14 protein-coding genes and 1 riboswitch are annotated in these 15,029 nt (G+C 40.1%); of the genes, 9 read left to right on the top strand and 5 right to left on the bottom strand.

What is annotated here, in order from left to right; translation table 11 throughout:
* The 3 genes from AB1K80_RS00005 to AB1K80_RS00015 all read left to right on the top strand — a co-directional run.
* Positions 1-1,098 (top strand): pre-toxin TG domain-containing protein (locus tag AB1K80_RS00005; protein ID WP_412854567.1); only part of this gene is annotated, 1,098 nt, incomplete at its 5' end.
* A 16-nt stretch (positions 1,099-1,114) separates the two neighbouring features.
* Positions 1,115-1,516 carry a hypothetical protein gene (locus AB1K80_RS00010; RefSeq protein WP_412854568.1) on the top strand — a complete coding sequence of 134 codons (402 nt, stop codon included), beginning with the start codon at positions 1,115-1,117 and terminating at the stop codon, positions 1,514-1,516.
* Positions 1,517-1,978: 462 nt separating this feature from the next.
* Positions 1,979-2,058: riboswitch (glycine riboswitch) on the top strand.
* A 164-nt stretch (positions 2,059-2,222) separates the two neighbouring features.
* Entirely contained in the window at positions 2,223-3,569 is a 1,347-nt protein-coding gene (locus AB1K80_RS00015) for an amino acid permease (protein WP_412854569.1), read from the top strand.
* A 44-nt stretch (positions 3,570-3,613) separates the two neighbouring features.
* Here AB1K80_RS00015 and AB1K80_RS00020 read toward each other — a convergent pair whose 3' ends face one another.
* Both AB1K80_RS00020 and AB1K80_RS00025 read right to left on the bottom strand, forming a co-directional pair.
* Entirely contained in the window at positions 3,614-4,294 is a 681-nt protein-coding gene (locus AB1K80_RS00020) for a DUF3169 family protein (RefSeq protein WP_412854570.1), read from the bottom strand.
* Positions 4,291-4,497 carry a helix-turn-helix transcriptional regulator gene (locus AB1K80_RS00025; protein ID WP_412854571.1) on the bottom strand — a complete coding sequence of 69 codons (207 nt, stop codon included), beginning with the start codon at positions 4,495-4,497 and terminating at the stop codon, positions 4,291-4,293. The genes AB1K80_RS00020 and AB1K80_RS00025 overlap by 4 nt, the downstream gene beginning before the upstream one ends.
* Positions 4,498-4,661: 164 nt before the next feature.
* On the opposite strand from AB1K80_RS00025, the gene AB1K80_RS00030 reads away from it, so the two are divergent.
* Positions 4,662-5,285 (top strand): NUDIX hydrolase, encoded by a 624-nt coding sequence (locus AB1K80_RS00030; RefSeq protein ID WP_412854572.1) that lies wholly within the window; start codon positions 4,662-4,664, stop codon positions 5,283-5,285.
* A 130-nt stretch (positions 5,286-5,415) separates the two neighbouring features.
* Here AB1K80_RS00030 and AB1K80_RS00035 read toward each other — a convergent pair whose 3' ends face one another.
* Positions 5,416-6,600, bottom strand: a complete 1,185-nt coding sequence (locus AB1K80_RS00035; protein ID WP_412854573.1) for a tetratricopeptide repeat protein — start codon at positions 6,598-6,600, stop codon at positions 5,416-5,418.
* Positions 6,601-7,128: 528 nt separating this feature from the next.
* On the opposite strand from AB1K80_RS00035, the gene AB1K80_RS00040 reads away from it, so the two are divergent.
* The 5 genes from AB1K80_RS00040 (at position 7,129) to AB1K80_RS00060 (ending at position 11,335) form a co-directional block, all read left to right on the top strand.
* Positions 7,129-8,268, top strand: coding sequence for a glycerate kinase (locus AB1K80_RS00040; protein WP_412854574.1), 1,140 nt, complete (start codon positions 7,129-7,131; stop codon positions 8,266-8,268).
* Positions 8,269-8,361: 93 nt separating this feature from the next.
* Positions 8,362-8,700, top strand: a complete 339-nt coding sequence (locus AB1K80_RS00045; RefSeq protein ID WP_412854575.1) for a zinc ribbon domain-containing protein YjdM — start codon at positions 8,362-8,364, stop codon at positions 8,698-8,700.
* 298 nt (positions 8,701-8,998) lie between these two features.
* Positions 8,999-9,928, top strand: coding sequence for an ABC transporter ATP-binding protein (locus tag AB1K80_RS00050; protein WP_412854576.1), 930 nt, complete (start codon positions 8,999-9,001; stop codon positions 9,926-9,928).
* Complete coding sequence (locus AB1K80_RS00055; protein ID WP_412854577.1) at positions 9,925-10,872, top strand: ABC transporter permease; 948 nt, start codon at positions 9,925-9,927, stop codon at positions 10,870-10,872. The genes AB1K80_RS00050 and AB1K80_RS00055 overlap by 4 nt, the downstream gene beginning before the upstream one ends.
* Positions 10,873-10,900: 28 nt before the next feature.
* Positions 10,901-11,335 carry a DUF4064 domain-containing protein gene (locus AB1K80_RS00060; protein ID WP_412854578.1) on the top strand — a complete coding sequence of 145 codons (435 nt, stop codon included), beginning with the start codon at positions 10,901-10,903 and terminating at the stop codon, positions 11,333-11,335.
* 44 nt (positions 11,336-11,379) lie between these two features.
* Here the strand turns inward: AB1K80_RS00060 and AB1K80_RS00065 are convergent, their stop codons facing one another.
* Both AB1K80_RS00065 and AB1K80_RS00070 read right to left on the bottom strand, forming a co-directional pair.
* The gene (locus AB1K80_RS00065) at positions 11,380-12,708 is read right to left on the bottom strand and encodes a CitMHS family transporter (protein WP_412854579.1); all 1,329 of its coding nucleotides are present in this window, start codon (positions 12,706-12,708) and stop codon (positions 11,380-11,382) included.
* 246 nt (positions 12,709-12,954) lie between these two features.
* Positions 12,955-15,021: a beta-galactosidase gene (locus tag AB1K80_RS00070; protein ID WP_412854580.1), complete on the bottom strand. Its 2,067-nt coding sequence runs from the start codon at positions 15,019-15,021 to the stop codon at positions 12,955-12,957.
* Between the last annotated feature and the right edge of the window lie 8 nt (positions 15,022-15,029).

Below are 15,029 nucleotides of genomic sequence, written 5' to 3' on the forward strand. Positions count from 1 at the left end.
GCTGCAATGATCAATGCGACAAATAACGGAAAAAGCATTTCGCCTATGAATTTTGACAAGAAAGCGTATCAAAATAGCGAAATCTACAAGATAAAAGACGATATTGAAAAGCAAACAGCTGAATATATCAAAATCAAGAAAGAACAAGAAGAAGCCCGCAAAATTGCGAAGGAACAAGAAGCCCTCGCCAACCGCCCTTGGCATGAAAAAGCACTTGATTATGGCGGAATGCTCGTGAATGAACTGACAGGGGTAAACGACGCACAACGAGCGGCAACAGGCGTTGACCCGATCACGGGTGAACAGCTCACCTCAGGTCAACGAGTCGCCGCAGGTGGCATGGCAGCAGCTGGCTACATCCCAGTTGTCGGCTGGGCTGGGCGCATTTTCAAAGGCGGAAAAGCTATCTATAAAACGTCTAAAGCCTCATCAGCCGCAGTCAGTGCAGTGGATATTTACAAATCATCACAAAAGTCTTTTGATGCACTAAAGACAGCTGAAAAAGGCTTATATGGCATCACTGCCGCGAACGGATTCAGCGAAGCGATTATTGGTAGAGATATGTTTGGGAATAAGATCTCGAAGGAACAACAGCAAGCGAGTATGGATGCGGCGCTTGGGGCACTTTTACCGTTTGGGGTGAAAGGGTTTCATGGTAAGATGGGGGTTAAGAGTAATGGGCAAAGTGAAAACAAAAGTCCCTCTGAAATTGCAAGAAGTTGGCAAGGACAAGGAGCATACCCCGGTATTGATAAATATAGAGATATTAGCTTGAAAAGGGGAACCGTAATTTACAGAGGTGAACCATTTGGATCTGAATATTTCACAACAGGCCGTGCTATTCAAAGGTCTGGCAATGATGCAAGAGCCTTATTTGAAGGTTTGCAAGTGCAAAAACATCCGCAATTCGGATATAGACCCGGTATGACAGCATATGTCGTAGATGATAAAATAGAAGCGGCATTTGGAATTACTAAAGCCAACCCGCAATATGGTACAGGAAATTTACCACAAATGTTTGTTCCAGATGCAAACGAATTAATTGAAAAGGGAATTCTTAAACCAATCGAGTCTCAACGTCTTACAAATTTTAAATAATAAGAGGTAAAATAAGATGATTGATAAAACAACTGGTTCAATAATATTAGATAATGTAAATAAAGTTATAAACTCAAGAATGTCTTCTGAGGTTTTTAAAACTACTTCTTTGTACAAAGGAGGAATTATTCATACTAATTATCAACTAATAGATACTCATTTGATAAACGGGAAGGAATTTCTGATAACTTTATTTTTTGATAATGAAAAACTTAAAGAGGTGCATCTATCAGAATTTATAAATGGACTATCTTGGGATAATTGGACTGAGGATGTTGAGCTAGCAAAGAAGAAAAGTCATGATCAGTGGTTGTTAACTAGTTTAGGGGAAAAACCATATGATTATTCATGGGGTTATGTAGAATCTATTTTTGATAAAAAAGGGTGTGTAAGTTCAATTATTATAAGATATACTTAATAAATAATTAATGTTAAAAAACATGAGATGTTGAAAGTTATGTTATATAAAGTTCGTTAGATAAAACACTATTAAGTAGAATAGGTTAATCCGAATGAGTGTGGTATATTACTTGTTGGGTTTTTTATAATCAAAAGCTAAATAATTATTTGATATAAGTGACATTCATGGGTACTTCTGTAGGGGTCATTACGACGAATCAACAACAGATGGTGACATTACGATTCCAGGTGTGAAGATTGAAAAAATCGTGCATGATTAATTTTTTAAAGAAGCTTTCTGTTAGAAAGTAGTAAGAGAAAAGTCTCCTAATCAATAGGAGGCTTTTCTTCAAGTTAAGATATGCGTACATATTTTCATTGACAGTTCCCTCCTTAAAGCGTAAAATATGAAATTATTCAGAAATAGCAACAATTTAAGTAAATAACGAAGGCTATGATTGCTGTGGGTCACACTATGGCAGGAGCAGCTTCTGGAGAGACCGCATGTATATGCGGCGCCGAAGGGTTCACAATCTCAGGCAAAAGGACAGAAGAGTACAGAATATTGTATTTGTAATGCATGGATCATGCCCGTGTATTGCTTTTCTCTATTTTGCTATTCTTTTATGACCATGAGATTGGAGCGCATCCAATCTCTTTTTTTATGGACTTTTTTAAGAGTTCAATATTTCAGGATAATACTGTAATATAGGAGGGCGTTGACATTGGCACAACAAGAGTTGAGACGAGATTTATCAAATCGTCATGTACAATTAATAGCGATTGGCGGAACGATCGGAACAGGGCTATTTTTAGGCTCAGGTAAGGCCATTCAATTGGCAGGACCCTCGATTATTTTTGCCTATTTACTTGTAGGAATCGCGATCTTTTTTGTTATGAGGGCACTTGGAGAATTGCTTTTATCTAAAGCAGGCTATCAATCTTTAACCGATATTGCTGAGGAATATCTGGGTCCATGGGCTTCCTTTGTGACAGGATGGACGTATTGGTTTTGCTGGATTATGACAGCCATGGCGGATGTCATTGCTGTGGGGGTATATGTGCAGTATTGGTTTGATATCCCGCAATGGATCCCAGCACTCATTTGTTTATTGATTTTATTAGGCTTTAACTTATTAACGGTGAAGCTTTTTGGGGAAATGGAATTTTGGTTTGCCCTGATCAAAGTGATGACGATTCTAGTATTAATCGGCGTAGGGATTGTCTTATTAATAATTGGATTTCAAACAGATGCCGGGCCTGTGACAGTGACGAATCTTTGGTCACATGGCGGCTTTTTCCCAAATGGTATAACTGGCTTTTTACTGTCTTTCCAAATGGTGGTCTTTGCCTATGTGGGCGTTGAGCTTGTTGGGGTTTCCGCGGCTGAAACAGCAAATCCCCAAAAGAACATCCCGTCAGCGATTAACAAAATCCCTTTAAGAATTTTATTCTTCTATGTTGGCGCGATCTTTGTTTTATTAACTTTCAATCCATGGACAGAGTTGAGCGCATCAGAAAGTCCTTTTGTGAAAACCTTCGGACTGATTGGTATACCAGTAGCGGCGGGGCTCATTAACTTTGTGGTATTGACCTCTGCGGCTTCTGCTTGTAATAGCGGCATGTTCTCTACGAGCCGAATTTTGTATAATTTGAGTCATCAAAAGCAGGGACCTGCTTCCTTTGGTCGTCTGAATAAGCAGGCAGTTCCAAGTAATGCTTTATTTGTGTCAACGATCGTGGTTTCTGTTGGGGCTCTTTTAAGCAAGTTGATTCCAGAACAAGCTTTTGGCATTGTCACAACGATTAGTGCGATTTGTTTCATTTGGGTATGGAGTATTATTTTAATTTGTCACCTGAAATATAAAAAAACACGCCCAGCCCTTCATGCGGCATCTACATTTAAAGCTCCATTCACACCTTTTGTGAATATTTGCGTGCTTGTGCTATTTGCTGCGATCCTTGTGATTATGTTATTTGCTGACGCAACAAGACCAGCGCTATTATTAACACCGGTATGGTTTGGGTTATTATTTCTGATTTATACACGAAAGAAACGTCGTGCAGCATAGAGAGAAAAAGCACAGCTACTTCAAAAGGCTGTGCTTTTTTTAGTTTAACGATTTCTAATCTTAAGCGTGTAATGTGCATTTAGAATGATCAGAACAATTCCAATCAAAATAATGGAGAAGAGCTGAGAGTGATAAGACCCGATTGAATAGACAATTAGAATGAACATAGCACCAGTTAACAGCATATTCATGATTTGAAATGTGGAATATAGTCCTTCTAGCATCACGTGTTTCTCGCCTTCATCAGAAATGGCGAGTAGTTTTTTGGCATAATCTTTGTCTGTCGCACTTGGGAGATCACGGTCAGGATAGACAAGCTTAAGCATGGAAATGGCCATATAAGAACAGACAATTGTCATAATGAATAAAGCAACATTCACAAGAATGAGCCAAAGTTCTTGATCAGTCACAATGGCAACACCAATTCCAATAATTGATAAAATCATACTACCTGTATTGCCTAATGCCAAGTCAGAGTAGGTGCGATATTGCTTCGCTTCCAGTTCATCCTCTTCATCACCAGAAAGTGTGAAAGAAGTTCTCCTTTTGATACGTGAAATCAATGAAAAACTATAAATCATTAATATCGTAGCCAATGCAGTAATACCAAGTGTTGCCTCGAATGCAAAATCAAGAAGGGTCATCTCTAGATCGGCAGCCAACAAACAGTAAGCCCCAAGAAAACCAATGAGTGCACCACATAACATTTTAAATACAGTTTTCATGAAAGTTCCTCCTCCTCAAATAGAAAGATGCGTTCAATGGGTTCGTGAAAAATGCGTGAAAGTTTTACAGCGAGTATGAGAGAGGGCATTAATTCGTCCCGTTCCAATAAGCTAATTGTCTGTCGAGAAACCTTTGCACGCTTTGCGAGCTCTGTTTGGTTCAATCCATCACGTGCGCGTAGCTCTTTTAGTCGATTTTTCATCATGTCACCTCATACGGAATCTTTCCTCTATTGTAAAGTATTGTATTCATTTTGACAATTATATTTGTCAAAATGAGAAGAATAATTGTCAGAAAGATCATCTTTATTCAAACGACGAACAGTGATACGCTAGTAAAAAGCGAAATAGAAAACAGGTGATACACATGTTCATTGATCAATTAAAGAATAAATTACATGAACCTCAACCGCTATTTATCGGAGAAGAGACGGCTACTAAAGCGGCGGTTCTTATCCCACTTGTGCGTTCGAAAGACGAATGGCATGTTTTATTTGAGGTGAGATCGCTCATTATGAGAAAACAGCCTGGTGATATTAGCTTCCCAGGAGGAAAACTTGATAGCGGTGAAACACCACAAGAAGCTGCATTACGTGAAACTTACGAGGAACTTGGCATTCCGCCAGAATCAATTCATATTGTTGGAAAGCTAAGCCCATACGTTGTTTCTCCGTCTTTTGTGGTATATCCGTATGTTGGAATTATTGATGAGGAGAAAATCAGGCATTCTTTTAATCAAGAAGAAGTGGAGGAGACATTTACTGTTCCTGTCACGTGGCTTTGCCAATATGAGCCGTATTTACATCATGTATCTGTAAAACCAACGCCAGCAGAGGATTTTCCTTTTGAAAAAATTATGAATGGGGAGAACTACAGCTGGGGGAGTCGTTCAATTGAAGAGTGGTTTTATGATTATGGAAACTACACCATTTGGGGACTAACCGCACGCATTTTAAAGCACTTTGTTTCCGTCGTCAAAACCAATTCCTAGAGGGTGGCTGACTAGGATCTGATGGTTTCCTTGAATCTTGTGCTTATAAAAATGTAGAACCACCTGCCATGATCGGGCGAGTGGTTCTTTTTTTAATTAGGTTCCAATAGGCCGTTCAGTGGTACTAGCATCAGGTTGACTTAATGGACTGCTTGTTACTGTTTGTACGAAGCCAATAAGGACTACAGTTAGAATCAATAAACTCATTTTTTTCATCAAAATTCCCCCAGTCATGTGTAGTATTTTCGATGTGACAGGCTTCCTTTAAAAAGAGATAGGCATGATGAGTCGAACCGAGTTCTTCAAAGTAATTAGCCGCAAGTGTTCCTAATTCACGAATACCTTCAACATCCTTTAATTCTTTTAATAGGGTTAAATCATCGAAACAGGTTTGGGCTTTAGTTGTGATATCTTCAGTGAAATATAGATGATAAAGAAAATTCATTTTTGCTGTATAGATGGGATCTGCCTCTGTTGCTTGTGCTTTTTTTGCTAAATCGTAATAATAAAGAGCTTGCGATCGTTCATCGATAGAAAGCAGTTCTTTTATTAACATAAACATAGAGTGTTGGAAGTAACACGATGACAGGTAATCATCATGACGAAGTGCCTTTTCTAAGGCATGAATACATTTTTGTGATTCGCCTACTTCTGCGTACAAGATGCTGATGTTATGGTAAAGCTGTGATGTTAGAAATTGATCGTTTAGCTGTTTTGCGATGTGAATCGCTTGATCGTAATAGTTCTCTGCTCTATTGAAGTCGCCAATATCCATAAAATTTGTAGCGGCGATCACAAAGGCAGTTGAAAGTCTTCTTTCATACCCTTCGTGACTCTTGAAAATTTCAATGGCATTCTGAATATAGTGGAGTGAGATCAGACTTTGACGAAGATGCATATATAGATTGGCTATTTTTGTATGGAATTCTGCAACTTCTATTTCATCAGGAATGTTCTGTAGTTTTTTCTCTGCAACTTTAAATAGACCGATCGCTGATGTATATTCTCTCTGATATGATGCGTAGAGTGCTTTGTACAAGTAGAAGTAGTATTCAATTAAATCATTTGTTTTAGAGGGATAATCCAGTTCTGTCTGCACATTGAGTTTCTTACCTCTTCTTTCAAAAAGCATCAGTTTATATTTGCCCTCGAGTAACGAATAGTAAGTTAAGACTTCCTGATTTTCTTCCATTTGTTGAAGTAAGCCTTTTAATTCTTTGTAGATTAAACGTGCATTGTGTACATCATGCTTACGAATGGCAATTCGCCAATCATTTAAACGGTTCCCCACCTGTTCAGCTGAAATGATCACCATGTAATTTCACCTCTTATAATCCTTTCGCCTGTTTCAAAAAAAACAATATCACAATTTTTGGTAAAATATAATCGTTTTCAAGAGGTGATTGACAATAGGTAATAAAAAGTGCGTATATCGTGTGATTTATCGTATTGTATTCGATTAACAACGTTGTTACAAATCTATAAAATGATTTTTTAAACGTATAAATAGAAGGAATTTGTAATATATGTTGTTAATTTGTTTTAAAAATGCTGCACATTTCCCTCAGAAAAGGTAAATTTAAAGTCTAGATGAGAAAGTAACAAGGTCGATCTAGTGGGAAAATCAGTTATGATAGTGACAAATAGTAATTGTCGAATAAAAGGTTTGAGTCTTTGGCTCTTCACATTCAAAAGTATTTTTTCTATAGAGTAATGACAAAAGGGATAATAACCCAAATTAACTGAATATCTGAAATGAATGTTGAACCCATAGGTTTTGCAACATTAACCACTTTTCTGGTGAGGGCTGAAAATATATTGTGTGAACCGAGGAGGCTTTTGGATGAAAATTGTGATCGCACCTGATTCATTTAAAGAAAGTTTATCGGCATTAGAGACGGCACATGCGATTGAGCGGGGGTTTCGCTCAATCTTGCCAAACGCAGAGTATATGAAAATTCCAATGGCAGATGGTGGTGAGGGTACTGTTCAATCTATGGTTGATGCAACAGGTGGACACATTGTAAATCAAGTGGTGACAGGTCCCCTTGGTGAACCTGTAGAGGCCTTTTTTGGTATGTTGGGAGATGGTCAGACTGCTGTCATTGAGATGTCCGCGGCTTCAGGATTACATCTTGTTCCGCCTGAAAAGCGTAATCCCTTGGTCACGACGTCAAGAGGAACCGGAGAATTAATGCTTGCGGCGCTTGATAAGGGTGCCACTCATTTAATCATTGGACTCGGTGGTAGTGCAACGAATGATGGGGGAGCTGGCATGATGCAGGGCTTGGGTGCCTCATTCCTTGATTCAGAAGGACTGGAGTTATTGCCAGGTGGTGGCTCTCTTCATCGATTAGCATCAATTGACCTCACTCATCTTGAGCCAAGACTTCATGCCACTCAGCTGGAGGTGGCTTGTGATGTTGACAATCCGTTAACTGGTGAGAGAGGAGCATCTGCTGTATTCGGTCCTCAAAAGGGGGCGGATGAGGAAATGGTTCGGTTGCTAGACAAAAATTTATCTCATTTTGCCCATGTTGTTGAAAATCAATTGAATGTATCTATTTGTGATGAAGCAGGTGCAGGAGCTGCTGGAGGACTTGGTGCTAGCCTCATAGGGTTTTTACATGCCGATTTACAAAGAGGAATAAATATTGTTTTAAATGCAGTCCATTTTGATGAGGTGATCAAGGATGCTGACCTCGTCATCACAGGGGAAGGGCGTATTGACCAGCAGACCATCTATGGAAAAACGCCTATCGGTGTAGCAAAAGCCGCAAAAAAATTCGACATCCCTGTCATTGGCATCGCAGGGTCAATCTCGAAAGACAGTGAAATTGTTCATATTCATGGAATTGATGCGTTATTTAGTATCGTTCCAGGCATCACAACATTATCAGATGCCATACAAGAGGCGAGTCTGAATGTGGAGAGAACAGCGAGAAATATTGCGTCTTTGATAACAATTGGTAACCAAAAGTAAATGATGAAAAACGTTTCCTTTTTTATCACGTTTCTTTCTATTGAAGTGTGGTAGTATTATGATAAATGAAATAGAAATATGGAGGAAATATAAATGTCTAATTTACCGAATTGTCCTTCTTGTCAATCATCGTATACATACGAAGATGGCAGCCTACTCATTTGCCCAGAATGTGCGCATGAATGGTCACTTGAACAAGAACAAGTGACAGATGATGAGCTGATTGTCAAAGATGCTAATGGCAACATCTTAAATGATGGCGATACGGTCTCTGTCATTAAAGATTTAAAAGTAAAAGGCTCTTCTTCAGTTTTAAAAATAGGAACAAAAGTCAAAGGCATTCGTTTAGTTGAAGGCGATCATAATATTGATTGTAAGATTCCTGGCTTTGGTGCCATGAAACTGAAATCCGAGTTTGTGAAAAAAATATAGATTATGGAGGGAGACTGTCATTGGACGGTCTCTTTTCACTATCCCCCGAATGAAGGAATAATGATGATATGAGACCCATATATACAAAAGGTGTGGGATAAAAAATAAGCCTCGTTTCACATAAAAAATCATATTTCTCTTAACAAAACCTTAAAAAAGACAGATGATTCTCTAAATTTTGGTTAACCCCCTTCACAACCTTCTGTGATTGCTGTACCATATTGGAAGTGTTCTCATATTTTTGGTGATTCATGGTGTTTGATAATAGATGATCATGTGACAAAGAAGGAGAGGTAATGTGACGAACGTTTTAGAATTGCATAATGTATCTAGACATATTCGTGGGAAAAAGATTGTTCAAGATTTAAGTTTTTCTGTCCAAGCGGGCGAAGTCTTTGGATTTTTAGGACCGAACGGCGCAGGTAAAACAACGACGATTCGTATGATGGTGGGGCTTTCTCCAATAACATCTGGTGATATTCTGATAAATGGACATAGTATTCAAAGTTCATATCAGCACGCTATCCAAGATGTCGGTGCCATTATTGAAAATCCAGAAATGTATAATCATTTAACAGCCAGACAAAATCTTGTCCATTTTGCAAGAATGAATGGGAAAGTAGATGAAGGGCGCATTGATGAGTTGCTGCAACTGGTGAGTCTACAGCATGTGAAACATAAGCGTGTCCGCACGTTTTCATTAGGTATGAAGCAACGTTTGGGCATTGCACAGGCACTCATACATAAACCGAAATTGCTTATATTAGACGAGCCGACCAATGGACTTGATCCAGAGGGTATTCGAATGATACGAGATTACTTGAGAAGGCTTGCTAAGGAAGAAGGTCTAGCTGTTATTGTTTCAAGTCACCTCATGTCAGAAATGGAATTGATGTGTGATCGTTTTGCTATTATCCAAACAGGCAAGCTGATAGCGATTGAAGATCAGCGTGCGGAGGCGAAGCAGGATGGTTTGACCAATTATCGAATGAAAGTTGCAGCAGACGAGCTTGAAGAAACGCAAAAACTCATTGGGGCATTCGAGGAAGGTCTCACAGTAAGGGAAGAGGAGCAGTACGTATTCTTCTCCTTACCAGAAGCGAAAATGCCTGAATTGATTCGTTATTTGAGCGATGCTTCCATTCATTTATATGAGATCAAAATTGAAAAACAGACGCTGGAAGATAAGTTTTTAAGTCTAACAGGTAAAAAGGAGGCAGACGTATGATTCGCCTCATTCAAAACGAATGGATGAAAATCAGTTATCGTATTGGTACTTGGGTGATGGTTGGGCTACTTGTATTAGGCATGATTGCTACGCTGATCTTTGGTATCACAACAAACAAAGAGCAAGCGTCAGGTGATTGGAAAGCCGAGCTTCAAATGATGAATGCAGAAAACAAGAAAACTCTCAAAGATGAAGAGGGTTACTTTAAAAGAGAGCTTGAAAGGGAAACTGCCATTAATGAGTACCGTATCAAGCATGATTTGCCACCCGCCGAACATTTCGGTAAAAATGCATGGACATATGTAAATTCAAATGCTGCGTTGCTCCAGTTAGTGGGAGTATTTGTCATTATTATTGCATCTACAATTGTGTCAGCTGAGTATAAGCATGGTACAATTAAATTGTTATTGATTCGTCCACCGTCAAGGTTAAAGGTCCTAATATCTAAGTATATAACGGTTCAGCTCTATTCTCTTTTACTAGTTGCGGTCCTATTTGTCCTGTCATTTATCTTAGGCGCTATTTTCTTCGGGCTTAATAACGACTATGTGCATTTGGTCTATCAAAATGGTGAAGTGATCGAACGATCGCATTTTGTGCATATGATCTATTATTATCTTGCCCATTGTGCTATGTTTGTTGTGCTAGGTACGCTATCTTTTGCGATTTCAACGGTGTTTAGAAGTGAAGCTATGTCTATCGCTATTAGTGTGTTATTTTATGTTGTGGGTGGAAGCATCACTGCCATTCTCATGTTCTACTTTGATTGGGCAAAATATTTATTATTTGCCAATGATCCATCATTATACTTTAGTGATCCTTCTATGCTAACCGAAGGCGTAACTTTAGGTTTCTCATTAATCGTCCTTACAATCTATTGGGCTATTTTCTTGGCCATTGCTTTACTTGTGTTTCAAAAGCGTGAAGTGAAAACAGGCAGTTAATTCAATTAATCTTTTAGGAGGTTGACATATGATTAAACGTAAAGGTGAAAAAATTATGGGGATTATTAGTATTGTCCTCAATCTAATCGGTGTTGGTTTTGGTGCATTGATGCTTTCGGTAGATCGATCTGTTTATAATGATTTTTATCAATTTTTAGAAGAGGAAGGCGAGACAGTGCCGATGTCGATGGAAGCACTAGAGGCTGGAGCCAAAGCCTTTGGAACCCAGTATTTGATTGTTTCTGCTGTGGCGGCTGTGTTAACACTTGTGGGTGTGATTCTGTTGAAAAAAGACCGTCGTGCCGTGATTTCTGGCATTCTATTCTTGGTTTCTGCTATAGCTCTTTTAATTGGAACAGTTGGTTTTGCCTTCATTCCAATGGTCTTGTTGATTGTGATTGGCTTAATGTCATTGATCAGAAAGCCGAAAACAGAGGCTCATATGAGTGAGTATCCATCTTAAATGAAACAAAGACATGCATACATATGTGCATGTCTTTTGTTTTTTTAAATAATTCCAATCAGTTTTGCAACGATGAGTAAGACGATACTGAATCCCCACATCCAAAAGAAGGAGTAGCGGATATGTTTCCCTATGTCGACACCTGCAAGTCCGACAGCGAGCCAAACAGCGGGAGCGAGTGGACTCACAAATGTTCCGATGATATTCCCGATCATCATGGCGTATGCCGCTGAAGTCCCAGGCACTCCGACCTCAGATGTAATGGATTGGACAATGGGCAGAAGTGCATAATAATAGGCATCTGTACTTGTCAGCATATCTAGTGGAACGCCTAATATGCCAATGATGATATGTAAAAATGGTAGTAAGAAAGCAGGTAGAATATGAATGCTATCAACTGCGATGGCTTTTAGCATACCAGTTCCTTCAAGAATCCCTAAAAATGAACCTGCTGAGAAAATGACTGCTGCCATCATCAGTGCACTAGGTGAGTGAGCTTTGATTCTTTCCATTTGCACCTTCACTTGTGGGAAGTTAATCAGAAGTGCAAGTGACAGGCCGATCATAAACATATAGCTAGCCGGAATGACGTTCAGCACTAGAAGGACAACGACAGCCGCGAACAGAAAGAAATTGACCCAGATGAGATGATAGCGCTTTAATGAGGCGTCACCTGTTTCGCTGATCGACTGAATGGCACGATCCCAATCTTCGCCTTCTAGTTGAACTGCGGCAATTTCGTTTGCAGCAATTTTTACCCGAATTCGTTTTTCTTCCCTTTTTCCTAAGATGAGAGCCATCCCCAAGACAAGAACAACCCCAATTAGCTGGATGGGGATGAGTGGGACCCATAGTTCAGATGGATCCATGTTTAGGACACTTGCTGCACGTCCAGTTGGACCAGCCCATGGAATCATATTGGTTAAGCCGGCACTTGTCCCGATTAATAAAAGCAATAAATATGGACTCATATGTAGTTTTTTATAGAGCGGAAGCAGTGCGGGTACGGTTAATAAAAAGGTCGTCGCCCCTGCTCCATCTAAGTGTGCAATGATTCCGATTAAAGCTGTTCCCATTGCGACCGTAACAACATTTCCTTTTGTCAGCTTGATTAATGTTTTAATGACAGGTTCAAAGAACCCTGTATCTTGTAAAATACCAAAAAATAAAATAGCGAAGATAAACATGGTCGCCACTGGCAGTACTTTGATAATCCCTTCTTCAAAAAAGCCTTGAATGTCATTGATACTGAATCCAGCGATGAGCGCCCCAATAAAAGGCACCATGACCATGGCAACAATCGGGCTTGCTTTCCCCCAGATGAGCAATACGACAATTGTTAAAATAATGAGTAAGCCAATGAATGTTAACATAAAACAATCCCCCTACGATCCCGTTTATGACAATGCAATTCCCAAGCTGCATTGAAAAAAGAGTATCAAAAATAAGAATGACCGACAACTGCTTTCATACCTATACAATGGTAAAATAGGGGCTTCGTACCAGTTGTAGAGCGGGATTGAATATGTCAAAAAATTTAGATAAAAATAAACCTACAATGATTTTTATAGGTATTTATGATGAAGAAAAGAAGAGCGTCTATGCAGACGCTCCACCATTTATTTCTTCAAAATGACATATTCATAAGGGGCGAGTTGAACCTGTTGAGATGTATGTTGTGCAGTCAGCATATTTTCATAGTTTTCACCTGATGGAAGTGGAACATGTTGTTGCTGTTCTGTAAAGTTCATCATAAACACATAGTCCTGCGCGCCATCCGTCCTTCTTTGTACACTGACTCCTTCTGGTATAGCAGAGGAGATGACAGGTTTTATTCCAATGTCTCTCATCAGATCTTCATAGAACTCATCGTAAAAAGCCTGCACATTCTCAGAAGCCATATAATAGGCTTTTCCGTCTCCAAATTGATGGACAGTCAGTGCTGGTTGACCTTCATAGCAGCCGTTCTCAAAGTGTCCTAAGGCGGCGGCACTTTCTACATGAATCAATTCGCCATATTGCCCCACATCGTAAGTGCGTCCATTGCCTGTGGACATCATGACATGCTCATCCGGCATGAATGTGTTGATTTCTTCAGCCCAAATGCCAAGTACATTGCGTAGAGGACCTGGGAAACCACCGAGGATACAGAGATCATTTTCGTCTACGATGCCGCTCCAATATGTCGCCACAAAGACGCCACCTGATTTGACAAATGCCTCAATTTTCTCTGCTACGCCTGGTTTGACCATGTAAAGCATGGGTCCAATAAGCACGCGATAGGATGAGAAATCTTTCTCCATCCCGACAATGTCAACAGGGATTCCCTTTTTCCAGAAGCTGCGATAGTGAGTTTGACAAGCCTCCACATAGCGTTTGTTTGTATTGTTTAGAGCTTGTGCGTCATCAATGGCCCAGTGGTTCTCCCAATCATAGATGATGGCGACTTCTGGTTGAACGGATGTACCCGCAATCGGTTGCAACTTTTCTAATTGCTTCCCTAGATCAGCAACTTCTTGAAAAACGCGTGTGTTCTCATGTCCTGCATGACTCACGACAGCTCCGTGTAATTTCTCAGAAGCGCCGCGTCCTTGTCTCCACTGAAAATAAAGAACAGAATCTGATCCATGGGCAATGGCCTGCATGGCAGATAGGTGTGCCATGCCTTTGTGTTTGACTTTATTCACTTCATGCCAGTTCACAAGACTCGGTGTGCTTTCCATTAAGAGAAACGGCTGACCGTTCTTTAATGAGCGATAAAGATCGTGGACGAAGGCGACATTAGAAGCTAATTCTGCAGTCGTTTCTCTGCCGCTATGCCATGCCGGATAGCTATCCCATGAAATCACGTCAACTTCTTTCGCGAATTGATGATAATCAAGCCCCAGGTATGGACGCATATGCGGATAGTCGCCCATAAAGTTGGTTGTCACCGGGATATTTGGAGTCAGCTCTCTGAGTGGCTCAATTTCATTTTGATAAAAATGGATCGTTTGCGCTGTGACAAAGCGCTTCCAGTCTAAGTTCATGCCATGAATCATGTGCTCTCCATGCGGTGCTGGTGATTCGATTTGTGACCAATCGCTGAATGTATGGCTCCAAAATCCTGTCCACCATGCCTGATTCAGTGCTTCAAGGTCGTCGTTGTATTTGTTTTTCAGATACGTCCGGAATGCCTCTTGGCAAAGATCGCAGTGACATTCACCACCGTACTCATTCGAAATGTGCCACATGATCAGTGCTGGGTGATCTTTGTAGCGTTCAGCAAGCAAACGATTGAGCTGATTTGTTTTCTCTCTATAAACAGGTGATGTGAAGCAATGATTATGGCGCAGGCCATGTAGGTTACGCTGCCGGTTGGCTTCCACCCGCAATACTTCTGGATATTTTTGTGATAGCCAGGCAGGTCTTGCGCCACTTGGTGTTGCGAGAATGGCGTGCGCCCCCTGCTCTGCTAAACGATCCATGATGTCATCTAGCCATGCAAAGTCATACTGACCTTCTGTCGGTTCTAATTTACTCCATCCGAAGATACTGATTGAAAATGTTTGGCAGTGTGCCAGTTTCATTAGTCGAAAGTCTTCGTCAATGATGTCTGGCATATGAAGCCATTGATCTGGATTGTAATCCCCGCCGTGCAAAAATCCTTTGACATTTGGGTGAACAAGAGGATAACGCTTTTCCATTATGTCAC

Source organism: Bacillus sp. 179-C3.3 HS (genome assembly GCF_047229225.1).
Lineage (GTDB): Bacteria > Bacillota > Bacilli > Bacillales > Bacillaceae > Bacillus.

Bases quoted from the DNA above. Each gene is read 5' to 3' on its own strand.
- AB1K80_RS00010 (WP_412854568.1), top strand. From the start codon at position 1,115: ATGATTGATAAAACAACTGGTTCAATAATATTAGATAATGTAAATAAA.
- AB1K80_RS00020 (WP_412854570.1), bottom strand. From the start codon at position 4,294: ATGAAAACTGTATTTAAAATGTTATGTGGTGCACTCATTGGTTTTCTT.
- AB1K80_RS00025 (WP_412854571.1), bottom strand. From the start codon at position 4,497: ATGAAAAATCGACTAAAAGAGCTACGCGCACGTGATGGATTGAACCAA.
- AB1K80_RS00030 (WP_412854572.1), top strand. From the start codon at position 4,662: ATGTTCATTGATCAATTAAAGAATAAATTACATGAACCTCAACCGCTA.
- AB1K80_RS00035 (WP_412854573.1), bottom strand. From the start codon at position 6,600: ATGGTGATCATTTCAGCTGAACAGGTGGGGAACCGTTTAAATGATTGG.
- AB1K80_RS00040 (WP_412854574.1), top strand. From the start codon at position 7,129: ATGAAAATTGTGATCGCACCTGATTCATTTAAAGAAAGTTTATCGGCA.
- AB1K80_RS00045 (WP_412854575.1), top strand. From the start codon at position 8,362: ATGTCTAATTTACCGAATTGTCCTTCTTGTCAATCATCGTATACATAC.
- AB1K80_RS00055 (WP_412854577.1), top strand. From the start codon at position 9,925: ATGATTCGCCTCATTCAAAACGAATGGATGAAAATCAGTTATCGTATT.
- AB1K80_RS00060 (WP_412854578.1), top strand. From the start codon at position 10,901: ATGATTAAACGTAAAGGTGAAAAAATTATGGGGATTATTAGTATTGTC.
- AB1K80_RS00065 (WP_412854579.1), bottom strand. From the start codon at position 12,708: ATGTTAACATTCATTGGCTTACTCATTATTTTAACAATTGTCGTATTG.
- AB1K80_RS00070 (WP_412854580.1), bottom strand. From the start codon at position 15,021: ATGGAAAAGCGTTATCCTCTTGTTCACCCAAATGTCAAAGGATTTTTG.